The 13,898-nt window shown below is 67.5% G+C and carries 9 protein-coding genes and 2 pseudogenes; 5 read left to right on the top strand and 6 right to left on the bottom strand.

Going from position 1 to position 13,898, the window contains the following annotated elements; translation table 11 throughout:
- Positions 1–36: 36 nt before the first annotated feature.
- Entirely contained in the window at positions 37–888 is an 852-nt protein-coding gene (locus AC5RVB_RS11000) for a TspO-related membrane protein (protein WP_227904225.1), read from the bottom strand.
- A 98-nt stretch (positions 889–986) separates the two neighbouring features.
- Between AC5RVB_RS11000 and AC5RVB_RS10995 the strand changes: the two genes are divergently transcribed.
- Positions 987–2,015, top strand: a complete 1,029-nt coding sequence (locus tag AC5RVB_RS10995) for a lipid II:glycine glycyltransferase FemX (RefSeq protein WP_227928891.1) — start codon at positions 987–989, stop codon at positions 2,013–2,015.
- Positions 2,016–2,093: 78 nt separating this feature from the next.
- On the opposite strand, the gene manA is transcribed toward AC5RVB_RS10995, so the two are convergent.
- Genes manA through AC5RVB_RS10975 form a run of 4 tightly spaced genes read right to left on the bottom strand, consistent with a single transcriptional unit; the run spans position 2,094 to position 6,767 of the window.
- Complete coding sequence (gene manA / locus AC5RVB_RS10990; RefSeq protein ID WP_494142698.1) at positions 2,094–3,407, bottom strand: mannose-6-phosphate isomerase, class I; 1,314 nt, start codon at positions 3,405–3,407, stop codon at positions 2,094–2,096.
- A 48-nt stretch (positions 3,408–3,455) separates the two neighbouring features.
- Complete coding sequence (locus tag AC5RVB_RS10985; protein WP_494142697.1) at positions 3,456–5,105, bottom strand: LCP family protein; 1,650 nt, start codon at positions 5,103–5,105, stop codon at positions 3,456–3,458.
- Between the two features lie 9 nt (positions 5,106–5,114).
- Entirely contained in the window at positions 5,115–5,645 is a 531-nt protein-coding gene (gene purE, locus AC5RVB_RS10980) for a 5-(carboxyamino)imidazole ribonucleotide mutase (RefSeq protein ID WP_227904229.1), read from the bottom strand.
- Positions 5,646–5,648: 3 nt separating this feature from the next.
- Positions 5,649–6,767 (bottom strand): 5-(carboxyamino)imidazole ribonucleotide synthase, encoded by a 1,119-nt coding sequence (locus AC5RVB_RS10975; RefSeq protein WP_494142718.1) that lies wholly within the window; start codon positions 6,765–6,767, stop codon positions 5,649–5,651.
- 229 nt (positions 6,768–6,996) lie between these two features.
- Between AC5RVB_RS10975 and AC5RVB_RS10970 the strand changes: the two are divergent.
- Positions 6,997–7,563, top strand: a pseudogene (locus tag AC5RVB_RS10970) (GtrA family protein); the annotation flags it as partial.
- A 130-nt stretch (positions 7,564–7,693) separates the two neighbouring features.
- Here AC5RVB_RS10970 and AC5RVB_RS10965 read toward each other — a convergent pair.
- Entirely contained in the window at positions 7,694–8,416 is a 723-nt protein-coding gene (locus tag AC5RVB_RS10965) for a TIGR03089 family protein (protein ID WP_227904231.1), read from the bottom strand.
- A gap of 365 nt (positions 8,417–8,781) precedes the next feature.
- Between AC5RVB_RS10965 and AC5RVB_RS10960 the strand changes: the two genes are divergently transcribed.
- The 3 genes and pseudogenes from AC5RVB_RS10960 to AC5RVB_RS10950 all read left to right on the top strand — a co-directional run.
- Positions 8,782–9,324: a WhiB family transcriptional regulator gene (locus AC5RVB_RS10960; protein WP_231709980.1), complete on the top strand. Its 543-nt coding sequence runs from the start codon at positions 8,782–8,784 to the stop codon at positions 9,322–9,324.
- On the top strand, positions 9,324–12,944 hold the full coding sequence (locus AC5RVB_RS10955) for a glycosyltransferase (RefSeq protein WP_494142717.1): 3,621 nt from the start codon (positions 9,324–9,326) through the stop codon (positions 12,942–12,944). The genes AC5RVB_RS10960 and AC5RVB_RS10955 overlap by 1 nt, the downstream gene beginning before the upstream one ends.
- Positions 12,941–13,898 (top strand): annotated as a pseudogene (locus AC5RVB_RS10950) (hypothetical protein); the annotation flags it as partial. The gene AC5RVB_RS10955 and the pseudogene AC5RVB_RS10950, both read left to right, overlap by 4 nt.

The following is a 13,898-nucleotide window of genomic DNA, read 5'->3' as shown; positions in this document are numbered from 1 at the left end:
GCGGCCGGGGGAATTCCCCGGCCGCCTGCTGTTTTTTTAGGCTGTTCGTTGCTGCGCCCCGGAATCCCGGGCGCCCCGCCGGACGCGCAGCAGGACCGTCGCCAGCACCACAACGGCGGCGGCAGCGATGGCGGCCACCGCCGTCGACGTCGATTCAAGCCCGCCGTTAAGCCGGGAGACGGCGATCCAGGCCAAACCCCAGGCCAGGGAGGCCGCGGGGGCAAGGCGGCCATGGCCTGCGGCAGCCAGCGCCACTCCAATGCCGGCCGCCACGGCCAGGACACCCCAGGCCCAGATCTCGGGCGCTATCCCGAATCCCCGGAATCCTTCCGAGGTAAGGGCGGAGGCGGTATTGGCTGCCGTGGCCACGCACACCCAGCCGAGGTAGAGGCCCAGCGTGCCGTCAACGGCAATCCACTCCGGCCAGCTGCGGCCGGCGCGTGTGGTGACATACCGGCGGAAGCAGACCGCCAGGACAACCAGCAGCAAAACAATCACCACCACGCTCAGGATTACCGCACCGGCCTGCACTGTGAGGATCCACGCGGCATTGAGCAGAAGGGACGCCGCCACCAGCCAGCCGAGCGAACGCTGGCGGTCTGAGCTGCGCTGGGAAGGGAACCACTGGTAGAGCGTGTAGAGGCCCAGGCCGGTGTAGATGACGGACCAGATGGAGAATGCGGGGCTGGCCGGAGCCAGATAGGTGGCGTCGGCGCTGAGGGCGCCGCCGGCTGCCTCCGCGATGGGTGTGCCTCCGAACACGCCCACTCCGATCATGGAACCCACGATGCAGACCAGGAAGCAGACCGTCACCGTGATTTGGCGGGCGAGGTCCGGTCCACGGTAACCGGTTCGCGCTGTACGGGGGCTGGAAGCTTCAGTACTCATAGTCGACCGTAACAAAGCCGGCCTGCAGAGCGCAGTCCCCTGGAAGGTGCCGCATACCGTTTCGGAGCCCTGCGGCACGGCGAAGTAGGCTGGAAGGCATGACACTGCGCGTTACCCCCTGCTCCGATGCCGCTTCCTGGAATGAAACCGTCAACCGCTTCAGCGGACACCCCCAGCAGTTGTGGGGCTGGGGAAAAACCAAAGCCCAGCATGGCTGGCGCGTTGACCGGGTCCTCGTCACAGATGAAGCGGGGACTGTGCTGGGCAGCGCGCAGGTGCTGCTTCGCGCCCTGCCCTTCCCTTTCCGGGCCCTGGCCTACATCCCGCGCGGCCCGCAGGGACTGCCGGGACGGGAACTGGACGTCCTGGACGCGGTGGGCGGGTACGTAAAGAACACCCATCACGCCGTCGCGCTGTCCATCGAACCCGACTGGGACGCTGAAGGGCCGCTGGCCGCCGGCCTGCCGGGCCTGGGCTACCGCAGCAGCGATAACACCATCCTTATTGGCCGGACCCTGATCCTGGACCTCCGGCGGAGCCTGGACGAGCTCTCCGGGGACATGAGCAAAAAGCACCGGCAGTACATCCGCAAGTCCGGACGCGAGGACCTGGACTACCGGAGGGTAACCCGCGAGGAGATTGCCAAGTGCCTGGCCGTCTACAAGCTCACCGCCCAGCGGGCGAATTTCGGGATCCACGAAGATTCCTACTACCTGGACATCTTCGACAACCTGGGCGAAGATTCCCCGGTGTATGCCGCGTTCAAGGGCGAGGACGTCGTGGCCTTCCTCTGGCTGTCCACCAGCGGCTACACCTCCTTTGAGCTCTACGGCGGCATGACCGAGGAAGGGGAGCGGCTTCGGGCAAACTACGCCCTGAAATGGCACGCCATTTCCGACATGAAGGAACGCGGCATCACCCGTTATGACTTCAACGGCCTGCTCAATGACGGAGTGTCCAAGTTCAAGATGGGGTGGGCCAAGCACGAGGACCAGCTGGCAGGCACCTGGGACAAGCCGTTGTCACCGCTCTATCCCCTCTTTTCCTCCGCGCTTCCGCTGGCCAAGTCAGGGATGCGCAAGGCACGCACGCTCCTCGCAGGCCTAAAGGGGCGCCTCGGGCGCTAGCCATCGCCGTGCGGCGGCGGCTCCGTTCCCCGGGAACCGAACCACAGCCGCACGGCATCCGACGGCGGGGGAGTCCGCTTAGACCGACACGTCCAGCGTCGGCTCGCCACTGTCCTGGCCGACCACTGACCCCACCGTGACGGCGAACGCCAGCGCGCCGTCGTCGTGCTGGGCGGAGTCCGTGGCGAGAGCAGCGGTCACGGGCGCATCCGCGGCCGGCAGGAACGCGCTCTGGCCCGCCTCGAGGACCAGGCTCCCCGCGGGGGAGGAGAGCAGCATGCTGCCGCGCACCACAATCAGGACCGCGGGCCCGTTCTGCGCCACCGGTACGGGGGCCGCATCCGAGTCCGGACCGGACGCCAGCTGCAGCCGCTGCAGCTGGAATTCCTCGAACGGCGGGCGGTAGAGTTCCTGCCCGGCGCCGGTGCGCTCCGCAGCAACGGAGGGAATGCCCACGGGATGGAAATCCACGGTTTTCAGCAGCTCGGGGACGTCTACGTGCTTGGAGGTCAGCCCTCCGCGCAGCACGTTGTCCGAGGACGCCATGACTTCCACACCCAGCCCGCTCAGATAGGCGTGCACATTGCCGGCAGGCAGATACACGGCGTCGCCGGGCTCCAGCGATACGCGGTTGAGCAATAGCGAGATCAGAACCCCGGGGTCGCCGGGATGGAAGCCGTGCAGTTCTGCCACGGTGGCCAGTTCCCGGGCGTAGGCGCCGTCATCGGCGGTCACCGCTGCTGCCGCCGCTGCCAGCTCAACGGCAGTGTGCACCTCGTCGCCGTCGGCAATCAAAGTGCTGAACACCGAGCGCAGCCGCTCCGGGGCCGGATGGCCGGAGGATAGCTCGGCAACGATCCATTCCAGCAGGTCCGGAACCTGACGTCCGGCACCGTCGATCGCCCGGCTGAGGGTGCGGAAAAGCTCCGCTGCGTCGTCCGGGTCCCGGAAGCCGCACAGCGCCTCGAAGGGCGTCAGAGCGAAAATCATTTCGGGTTTGTGGTTGCGGTCCTTGTAGTTGCGTTCCCGGGCGCCACGGTCCACGCCGGCGGCCTCCTCGGCGGCATAACCGGCAGCGGCCTGGTCCGGAGTGGGATGGACCTGCAGGGACAACGGGGAGCCGGCAGCCAGGATCTTGGCCAGGAAAGGCAGTTCGCCGCCGAAGCGTGCGGCGATGTCCGGGCCCAGCGTGGGTCCGGGATCCGCAGAGATCAGCTCATCAAGGGTTTGCGCGCCCTCGGCGGCAGGTACCAGAACGGACGGTGCGCCGGAGTGGGCGCCGATCCACATCTCTGCCTCAGGCTCACCGGACGGCTCCCGGCCGAAAAGCCCGGCCATCGCGGTGGTGGATCCCCATGCGTAGGGTCGAATGGTATTCCGGAGCAGGTACATGGGTCTCTTTCGGCTGCTGGATGGAATGGGATGCTCGCAGGGTGCGGGTTACCCCGGGCTGCACTCGCCGTTGTTGTTCAGGAGTGCACCCAGGGTTGCGTCGTCCTGGATTTCCGCCAGGTACTGGAGGTATTCGACGGTGATCGCCGGCTCTTCGGCCTGCGGGGGTTCCACAATGGCTGTGCCGTCAGCGGCCTCGCCGTCTGTTCCCCCGGAGTCCGCGCCGGAGTCAATCCCCGCATCGGAGCCGTCCTGCGGTGCGGCTTCCTGCGGTGCGGCCTCCCCGGCGGGAGGAGCCGGTTCTTCGGCGGGTGCGGCAGGCTGATTGGAGGCGGCCAGCTTTTCCTGGACCCGGGCGTGAATCAGGTTGAAGTCCGGATACGTAACAAAATTGTCCGCTGCGCTTCCGAAGTCCGGGGGACCGATGGTCATCCGCTCCATGGTCCGGTTCTTCGCCTTGAGCGCCAGGTCAACGAAGCTGCCGAGCTGGTCCTGCGGCAGGTCGGTCCTGACGATCTGCTCGCCCGCCGAGGCAATGGCCTGGAACCGGGTCAGCAGCGTGGCAGGGTCCATCTGTGCCACCATGGCCTGCTGGACGCACTGCTGCCGCGAGATGCGGTGGTAATCGGTAACGAATTCACGTGAGCGGGCGTACCAGAGTGCGTGGTAGCCGTCCATGGTCTGCGTGCCCGGCGGGATCCAGCCGTCCGGCGGGTAGTGCCGGTTGGTGCCCGGGATTTCCCCGGCGGTGATGGGTACCCAGCCTCCGGCGTTGATGGTGATGCCGCCCATTGCGTCAATGAGCGTGGAGAAACCATCCATGTCCACGATGACGTAGCCCTGGACATCAAGTCCCAGGATGCCGCTGACGGCGTCCATCATGGCTTCTGCACCCGGGTCGGCGGAGCCCGGGTAGAGATCCGCATAGTTCTCGGCCACGGTCTGGTACAGGCTGTTGATGATGCAATCGTCGCCGCAGTTGTACCCGTCCGGGTAAATTTCGTGCAGCGGGGAGTCGGTCGGGAACAGGGCGTTCTGGAAGTTGCGGGGAATGCTGAAGGTGACAGGCTGGCCGGTTTTGGCATCAACGCTGATCATGGAGATACTGTCCGGCCGGAGCCCGGTGCGGTCCTCGCCGGCGTCCCCGCCCATGAGCAGGAAGTTGTAGCGTCCGTCAACGGGATCAAGGGACGGACCGGAGGCGAAAATCGATCCGAAGGTCTGTCGGCTGACGTTGAGCAGGTATGCGCCGTAGGCGAGGCTGCCGCTGGTCAGGACCATCAGGGCTACGAGGGCTGCGGCAACCATGGGCCGTGCACCACGCTGCAGCAGGGGAGGGCGGATGATGCGCAGCGTGTTGAGGAACAGCAGTGCCCAGCCCACCGCCAGGAGGGCCAGGACCATCATGATCAGGAAGGACGCCCAGCCGTGGGTGAGGACGTCGATGACTAGTGCCCGGTTGACCAGGGCGACAATGACCGCCGCGATGACCAGCGCCCAGACAGTGAAGGTCACCCGGAGGGCACGCCGGCCGAGCCTCCGGTTACCGGCCACCACCTGCGCGGCACCGGGAAGCACCAGGGTCAGGAGCAAAAGGATGAAGGCCCGCTTGGTGCGTACGGCGGGGGGCGCGGACTGGGGGTAACGGACAGGGTCGGTGTAGGTGCCCGCACCGGGTGCCGCAGAATGCTCGTTCACTGCCGGCGCCTAGTCCGTGCCGGTCAGTGACGCCCGCAGTGCGGCACCTTTGGCCATGGCGGTCTGGCGAAGGGCACCGGCAAAATCGATGAGCTGTTCCTGCAGCCGTGCGGCCAGCGGGTCGGTTCCCGCGGCGAGCATCCGGACTGCCAGCAGGCCGGCATTGCGTGCCCCGCCGATCGAGACGGTTGCCACGGGAACCCCGGCCGGCATCTGGACAATCGAAAGCAGGGAATCCATGCCGTCCAGGTACTTCAGCGGCACGGGTACGCCGATCACCGGAAGAGGCGTTACCGAGGCCAGCATGCCCGGCAGGTGCGCTGCGCCGCCGGCGCCGGCAATAAGGACGCGCAGCCCGCGCCGGTGCGCGTTCCGTCCGTAATCAAGCATGTCCTCGGGCATACGGTGCGCGGACACCACGTCTGCTTCGTAGGGAATGTCGAACTCAGCCAGTGCCGCCGCCGCTGCGTCCATCACGGGCCAGTCGGAATCGGACCCCATCACTAGGCCGACCAGCGGCGTGGTTGCACGGTGGGGCATGCTTCAGTTCTCCTTCATGGGGTCGCGGCCGTCACGGATAATGGCCGCTGCCCGGCCGGCACTGCGCCGAAGAGCGGGAAGCTCGTCGGTGCTGCCGATGACATTAACGTGGCCGATCTTACGTCCCGGACGCACTGATTTGCCGTAAGTGTGTACCTTGACGGCGGGTTCCGCCGCCAGCGCGAGGGGATAGGCGGAAAACAGGTCGCTGTTCTCCCCGCCGAGGAAATTCTTCATCACGGCCGCACCACTTGTCAGAGCTGTGTCACCCAGAGGCAGGTTCAGGACCGCCCGCAGATGCTGCTCGAACTGGCCCGTCACCGAGCCGTCCATGGTCCAGTGGCCGGAGTTGTGCGGGCGCATGGCCAGTTCATTGATCAGGAACCCGCAGCCACGGCCGGGTGTTTCGAAGAGCTCCACGGCCATGACGCCGGTAACGTTCAGCTCTTCGGCCAGGCGCAGGGCTGCTGCTGCCGCCGCGGCCGCTATCTCCGGGTCCAGGTCCTGGGCGGGAGCGATCACTTCGTCACAGACGCCGTCCACCTGGATCGAGTGCACTACGGGCCAGGCCCTGCTGCTGCCGCCGGGGGTGCGGGCAACCAGCGCGGACAGCTCCCGGCTGAACGGGACCTTTTCTTCAACCAGCAGCGGGCCGTTGCCGAACCAGTCGGTGCAGTCCAGGGCCGCGGATGCATCCTCCACAATCCGGACGCCTTTGCCGTCATACCCGCCGCGGGGGGTTTTCAGGACCACGGGCCAGCCTGTGGTGTCACCGAACGCGGTGAGGGCCCGGACGTCGGACACTTCCGCCCAGCGGGGATTGGGCAGGCCGAGCCGGTCCACGGCCGAACGCATCACGAGTTTGTCCTGGGCATGCAGGAGCGCGTTCGGACCGGGCTGCACGTTGATCCCCTTCTCCACGAGGGCGTGCAGGTGTTCTCCGGGCACATGCTCATGGTCGAAGGTGAGCACGTCCACGCCGGCGGCGAAGTCGGCAAGAACTGCCAGATCGCGGTAGTCACCGACTGTGGCATTCGCCACTGCGGCAACGGCCGACACGTCGGGAGCCTCGGCGAGCACACGCAGCTCAAATCCGAGTTCTGTGGCCACCGGGGCCATCATCCGGGCGAGCTGGCCGCCGCCTATCACACCGATAATTGGAAAATCCACGCCTTAAGGGTACCGAAAAGGCCTGCAGATCCCGCTCTGCTACGCCGCTGTCCTTGGCGTTACCAAGCAAACACCCACCAAGGAGCGGTAAGATCGCCTCTTGACCGCCGTGCGTCCGCGCGACGGCTATGGGCAGTCGCCGTCTCTACCGGCCGCTGTCACCGATCGGCCTCGGAGGGTCATGTTTACATCGCTGCAATCCCGTCTTCGGGGCCTTGTTTCCCTGTTTTGGCGGGAAGTTGCCAAGTTCGGAACCGTAGGTGCGATGGCCTTCGTCATCGATAACGGCCTGACCCTTTTCCTGATGCACGGGCCGATGTCCGGCAGCGAGGTCAAGGCCCGTTTCGTCGGTGCGGTGACCGCCACCCTGTTCTCCTGGGTTGCCAACCGTTACTGGACCTTCCGGCGCCGCCGGAACCAGAACAAAGTTGCCCGCGAACTGGGGCTGTTTGTCCTCATCAACGGTGTGGGCATCCTGATTTCCACCGGCTTTACCTGGGTGGCCCGGTACCCGATGGGAATCCAGGACAAGAACCTGCTGTTCCTGGCCGGTGTACTCGGCATTTGCGTGGCCACCGTGCTGCGCTTCTTCGCCTACCGGTTCTGGGTCTTCAACGCCGAACTGGACCAGGAACCCGGATTCGAGCAGGACTACGAACTCCTGGAAGAGCCGGCAGCCAAGCGCCCAGCACGCGGCGCCCGCGCCGTCGGCGTTCCCCGCACCGTAGACAGCCCGGCGCCGGGGCCCGAAGCCGGCACGGGCAACCGCGGCACCGTCGACGCCGGAGTGGTCAACACGGGCGCGCTGAACACCGGTGCCCTCAACAACGCCTCTGCCGAGTCCCCGGCTCCGGAAAACACCCGGACCGGGAACCCTGTCAGGCCTCCAAACGCCTAGTCACCCGCTCGGAAGCGAGCAGCCGTTCGCCGGGCTCCGTGCCGGCCGGGGTAAGCACCACGGAGCCGCCCGCCGCCCAGATCCGCAGCGCTTCGGCCAGGACCAGGGGCAAGTCAGCTGAGGCTGCCAGCAGGACCTCGGCCGATCCATCCTCCGCCTTCACGGGCAGTGCAGCATAGGTTACGGTTCCGCTGAGTTCCGCCGACGCCGTTGCGGCGTGCACCTCCAGGGCCGCCCCGGCCGCCTCCGGTGCTCCTTCTGATACGTAGGTGTCCGCGTAGGACCGGATCTCGGCGGCATAATCCACCACGCCGGCAGGCAGGTCCCCCGGGAACGAGAGGTCCAGTGCCCCCGGAGCCACTGCGACCACCGTGCCCTGCGCATCGGGTTCAGGTGAATCGGTCACCGTCACTTCTGCCGCCGTGCCGCCATCACCCAGCACCGCGGTGCCGCCGGTCTGCCAGACTGCCAGCACCCACACCAGGGTCTTCCAATGCACGGGCAGATCCAACCGGACGCGCATGCCGGGCTCGGCATCCAGTTCATCCATCAGGAAATTCGAGGTTTTGGCAACCCAGTTGTCCAGGACTTTCCCCGACAGCTCGATCCGCTCCCCGGCGTCGCCGTACCAGATCAGCGCAGGGGAGGTGGCCTGCCGGGTGCGCAGGTTGGACAGGAGGGTGCTTACTGCGGACGTCGTCATTCGGTGGAGCCTCTTTCTCTAAGTGCCGTACTGCTCTCGAAGTGCCGTACTGCGGGCTGCCGGGCTTCAGCGAAGGCCATTGCACGTGGCCGCCCGGGAAAAGTCCGGGGCAGCCGAAAAAGTTCCGGCTGCCGGCGTGCCGGGTGTAAAGTCCGACGCGCCGGGAAAATGAAGAAAATCCCGGGCGTGGCGTTCCCCGCATCTGCCGATTGAACTCTATAGGATGCCTGAACAGCTTGACGGAGCCGTATTACACACGTGTAATTAGGTATCGGATTTGCTCCAGCCACAAGGGAGGACCCGCGGGTTATGCCTGCGGTCCCGCCACACAGCCGCTGCTGGGGCAATAACACCGGGAGGACTCCATGGGGCAAGCAGAACACAACCGGGACAGCAGCGTCATAGCCGAACAGGCGTCGGCGAGCTACGGTTCCAGAGGCGTACCAGTTGACTGGTACGTGGATCCTGCGGACCCGGGAGCCGCAGAGAGGTACCGCCGCGAGGCGGCGGGATCGCTGGATGACCAGGCCACGGCTTTCCTGGCCGCCCATGAGGCACTGGCGGACGTTCCCGAGGAAACCGAACCGGTACTGGATCCGCCGGTCTCCCTCTTTTCCGGTCCTCCCGCCGAAGACCGCCCGGTGTGGATCGGGTTGCCCGGTCTGGGCCAGGACTACGCCGATGAAGGCGAACTCGGGTGGCAGGCCGATGCACTGTGTGCGCAGACGGACCCTGAAGCCTTTTTCCCCGAAAAGGGCGGTTCCACGCGGGATGCCAAGAAGGTCTGCGCAGCCTGCAATGTGCGCTCGCAGTGCCTGGAATACGCACTCGCCAACGATGAGCGGTTCGGCATCTGGGGCGGACTGTCCGAGCGTGAACGCCGCCGGCTTCGGAAGCAGGCAGTCTAATTCTTTCGCAAGTCCATGTCTGCGCCATTGTCGTAGCCCACAATGGCGCCCAATATCTTCCTGAAACACTGTCCGCCCTCACCGCACAAACGCGGCAGCCGGACTTCTTTATCGGCGTCGACGCCGGATCAACCGACGCCAGCGCCTCCGTGCTCCAGCTCGGCCTGCCGGTAGGAAGCCCGGTCATTGCCGCACCGGCCCGCAGCGGTTTCGGTGCGGCAGTGAAGGCCGGCCTGGCGGAGCTCCCTGAACACCGCCGTGCCGCCGGCGCCGGAGCGAACACCGAAGGCGCAGCGGATCCCGATCCGGAGCACGAGTGGATCTGGCTGCTGCATGACGATTCCGCCCCGGATCCCGGCGCGCTCGACGAGCTTCTCCTGGCAGTGGAGCGGGCGCCGTCCGTCACTATTGCCGGCACCAAGCAGGTGGAGTGGGATAACGAACGCCGGCTCGTGGACGTGGGCATCACGGTCAACCGGTGGGCCGAGCGGCTGACCATGGTTGACGCGGATGAGCTGGACCAGGGCCAGTATGACTTCCGCAGTGACACCTTTGCCGTGAATTCGGCCGGGATGCTGATCCGCCGTGATGTTTGGGACCAGCTGGGCGGATTCGATCCTGCCCTGCCTGGCAGCGGCGACGACATTGACCTGTGCTGGCGGAACCGGCTGGCCGGAAACCGCGTTGTGGTGGTCCCCGCCGCCCGCGTCCGCCATGCCGGTAACCGTCCCAACCCAGCAGGCGCCGCCTCGACTGCCCGCCGGGCGGAAATTTTCCTGCGGCTCAAGCACGCCCCGCTCTGGCAGGTTCCCTTCCTGATGGTTGGCGCCGTCCTGGGCGGGATCGGACGTTTCTTCCTCGGGATGCTGGCCAAGGACCCCGGTTATGCCGCGGCGGCGCTGCTGACCAGCACCGCCGCCGTCTTCAGGCCCGTGGACTTGTACCGTTCACGCAAACAGGCCGCGGCAACCCGGCGTCGTCCGCGCAACGCGGTGAATGCCCTCCGAAGCGGTCCCCGCGAGGTCCGTGAGCACCGGCGGTCCCTGACCGAAGCCCGGGCCGCTGCGCTGGCGCCGGAAACCGCGTCAACCGGTGGCCAGGAGTATGTTCCCAGCGGTGACGCCAATGATGACTTTGCCGCTCTTGAAGGCCCCGGCCGCAGCTGGGTTGGCATCGGCGCGCTGACGGCTGCCTTGCTCCTGACCGGTGCCTCGCTCGCCGCCCTGCACCGTTTCCTGGGCGCCTCGGCCCTTGCCGGGGGAGCCCTCGCGCCCCTTGGCCAGGGTGTTGGCACGGTCTGGACCGCAGCAACCGGCTGGTGGGCGCAGATCGGGTCCGGATATCCCGCCCATGCCGATCCGTTCACCTACGTTCTGGCCCTGCTTGCCCTGGCCGGCTTCGGCAACGGCAGCGCCGCCGTGCTGGTACTTGTGATGCTTGCCCTGCCGCTGGCAGGGCTGAGCGCATGGTTTACCGCCGGAGCGTTCACCGCGCACCGCGGACTCCGTTTCTGGGCGGCCATGTTCTGGGCTGCAGTCCCCGCCTTCCAGATTGCCCTGGGCGAAGGCAGACTGGGCGCCATCCTGGTGCATATCCTGCTGCCCCTGACGGTGCTGTCCGTTGCCCGGGCCGTGGGCGCCGGCTCCGCTGCCCGGTTGGGAAGCAACCCGGAGACTGCCGCCGGACCGGCCGGAGCCGCGATACGGGGACAGGCAGGCGGGAAAACCCGGCCGGCCGGTGCCCCGTCCTGGACCGCCGCGGCCGTTGCCGGCCTGCTCCTGGCTGTGCTCACCGCCGCCGCACCTTTGACGTTTGCCCTTGCGGTTTTTGCCGTCTTCCTGCTGACTCTCGCCCTGCGGGGCAGGGCGCGAACGCTCTGGTGGGCCTTGCTGCCACCGATTGCCATGCTCCTGCCGCAGGTTCTTTCGGCTGCGCCGAATCTCCGCAGCCTCCTTGCGGATCCAGGGCTTCCGCTCGCGTTCGACCGCGCCGAACCGTGGCAGCAGCTGCTGGGCTATCCGGTGGCCTTCGACGTCGAGGGAACCCTCGGCGGACTGCTTCCCCAGGGTCCCTGGCACCTGCTGCTGGCGCTGGTTATCGGAGCCCCGGTGGTGTTGCTGGCGGTCGTGTCCCTCTTCCGCTCGGCCACTGCTCCGTTGGGGCGGCTGACCTGGCTGCTGGTTCTGCTGGCGCTCCTCCTGAACCTGGCTGCCTCGTATGTGGGCACCGCTGCGGCTCCCGAGGCCGTAGTTACACCCTTTACCGGGCCACTGGTCTCCGCCGCGGTGCTGCTGTTGCTCTGCGCCGCTCTGGCGGCGGCGGGGGACCTGCTGGGCCGTCCTGCCCGGTCCGTCTCCCGGGCGCGCGCTCCGGAGGGCGCAACTGCTCCGGCTGCACGCCGTCCGCGCCGGGCCCTGGCCCTGGTGCTGGGTACGGTGCTGGCGGCCGGCCCCGCCGCGAGCCTGGCCCTGTGGGCTGTTCCACAGTTCACCGGCAGCGGGTTTACCGGGAACGCCACCGAAGCTGAAGCCGGCGCAGCCGGTATCCTCCCCGGATTCACCACCGACATTGACGGTGCTCCGGCGCGCAGCCTGCCGGCTACCGCTGCGGACGCAGGCAATGGTGAAGCGCAGTCACGCAGCCTGGTCCTGCGGGCAGATGAACAGGGTAATGTCACTGCGGCCCTGATGCGCGGCGGAGGCACAACTCTGGAACAGTTCTCCACCATTTATGCTGCCCGCACCCTGGAGGGCATGCCGGGGGTACCGGCCGAAGATGACCCCGCCACGGCTGACCTCCGGCGGGCGGTGGCGGTGATTACCGCCGGTACCGGGGTGGACCCGCGTCCGGACCTGGCCCGCCTTGGCGTTGCCTTTGTGGTGTTGCAGGAATCGGATACGGCGGCGGAGCTGCTGGCGGGCCGCATGGACTCCGTTCCCGGCCTCGCTGCCGTTGGCCAGACCGAATCCGGTTGGCTCTGGCGGGTTACCGAACCATTGAATGACGCGGGTACTGAAACGCAGTCCGGCGTGGGCTCACGGGTACGCATCCTCAACGCAGACGGCAGCACGGCTGCAGCGGTCCCGTCCGGTACCGAGGGCGTCCGGGCGTCCATTCCTGCCGGTGGGGAGGGACGGCAGCTGGTGCTCGCCGAACGCGCAGACGCCGGTTGGCATGCGAGCCTTGACGGCAGGCAGCTGACGGCCGTGGACAGTGAGTGGGCCCAGGCCTTCGAACTGCCGGCCGACGGCGGCGAGCTGGAGGTGGCCTACTCCAGTCCGTGGGAACCCTGGGTGGAAGCACTGCAGCTGCTGGTGATTGGCCTGACGGTGCTGCTGGCACTGCCCACGCCGGCCGCCGGCCGCACCGTGCGGCTGCCGGGCAGGCGCGACGCGCCGCAGCGCCGGGAAGGGCCGCCGGAAACGGGCGGTGCTTCTGCGGGCGCACTGCCGCAGCCGCCCGCCAGCCATATGGCGGTGGTTTCCGCTTCCGGCAGCACGACGCCGGCTTCGTCCGAACAGACGGTGGCCTCCGCCCCTGAGTCCACCAACCGGGCGCCGGTCCACTCCGGAGCCGCCCCCCACCCGGAACAGCGTGCCTCGGAAGGAAGCAAGCCATGAGTACCGAGAGTTTCGGAGGCGGCCGCCGGGCGGCCCGGCAGCGGGAGAAGGACGCCGCCGACCGCACCGCGGCAGATACTGCTTCGACCGAAGACACCGCACCGGCCGAAGACACCGCACCGGCCGGTGACACCGCATCAGCCCGGGAGTCTGTTCCGACCGATGCTCCCGGCGACACTGCGTCAACCGGGGTGCCTGCTGCGGCCGGTGAGTCGGCAGCGACCGGAAATACCGCATCACCCGGTGACTCCGAGTCGGCCGGTGAGCCTGCATCTACCGAGGGTCGTGCTTCGGCCGGTGAGCCTGCATCTACCGAGGGTCGTGCTTCGGACAGTGAGCCTGCACCATCCGGTGAGCCTGCACCGTCCGGTGAGCCTGCCTCGCCGGAGAATACCGCTGCCACAGGCAGTTCCGCCGCAGCTGATGGACCGGAAAAGACGCAGGACAAACCGGCAGACCCGCCGATAGCTGCGGCCGGTAAGGCGGACCGGGCGGAAGGGCCCGCGCCGGCCTCCGGTCCCGCGCCGGCTGCCGGCCCCGCATCTGCGTCCGGGGCCGTAGGGTCCCGGGAACGGAAACGCGGCTCCGCACGGCGCAGCACCGGAAGATGGGCCGCCGGGATCCTCCTGCTCGCCTGCACCGGCGCAGTGGCGGCAGGGGCCGGGGTTGCCGGTATCGGCGCGTCAGCCCAAAGCGTTGAAGTGCCGTTCGCTGAGGTCCCCGCCGGACCACTGACCGGTGTCTGTCCTGAACCGTTGCGCCTGCTTTCGGGCAACGTTGCGGGTACCGATGCCGAATTCAGTGCTGAGTCCACGTCTGCCCGCAGCGTTGTCAACGCGGCTGTGCTCGCGGCGGCCGGAACGCAGCTGCCCGCTGCCGGTTTGGCCAAGGTTGCTGACGGTGCCTCGCTGGCCGAACTGTCCGCGGGGACGTCGGATACGCCGCCGCTGGCAG

The organism is Arthrobacter sp. Y3225209 (assembly GCF_059090685.1).
Note: the sequence above shows the minus strand (reverse complement) of the source record. Positions and strands in the feature narration are given on the sequence as shown.

What these genes read in the sequence shown, in the direction of transcription:
- AC5RVB_RS10965 (WP_227904231.1), bottom strand. Translation starts at nt 8,416, where the DNA reads ATGACGACGTCCGCAGTAAGCACCCTCCTGTCCAACCTGCGCACCCGG.
- AC5RVB_RS10960 (WP_231709980.1), top strand. Translation starts at nt 8,782, where the DNA reads ATGGGGCAAGCAGAACACAACCGGGACAGCAGCGTCATAGCCGAACAG.
- manA (WP_494142698.1), bottom strand. Translation starts at nt 3,407, where the DNA reads ATGTACCTGCTCCGGAATACCATTCGACCCTACGCATGGGGATCCACC.
- AC5RVB_RS10975 (WP_494142718.1), bottom strand. Translation starts at nt 6,767, where the DNA reads ATGATGGCCCCGGTGGCCACAGAACTCGGATTTGAGCTGCGTGTGCTC.
- AC5RVB_RS10995 (WP_227928891.1), top strand. Translation starts at nt 987, where the DNA reads ATGACACTGCGCGTTACCCCCTGCTCCGATGCCGCTTCCTGGAATGAA.
- purE (WP_227904229.1), bottom strand. Translation starts at nt 5,645, where the DNA reads ATGCCCCACCGTGCAACCACGCCGCTGGTCGGCCTAGTGATGGGGTCC.
- AC5RVB_RS11000 (WP_227904225.1), bottom strand. Translation starts at nt 888, where the DNA reads ATGAGTACTGAAGCTTCCAGCCCCCGTACAGCGCGAACCGGTTACCGT.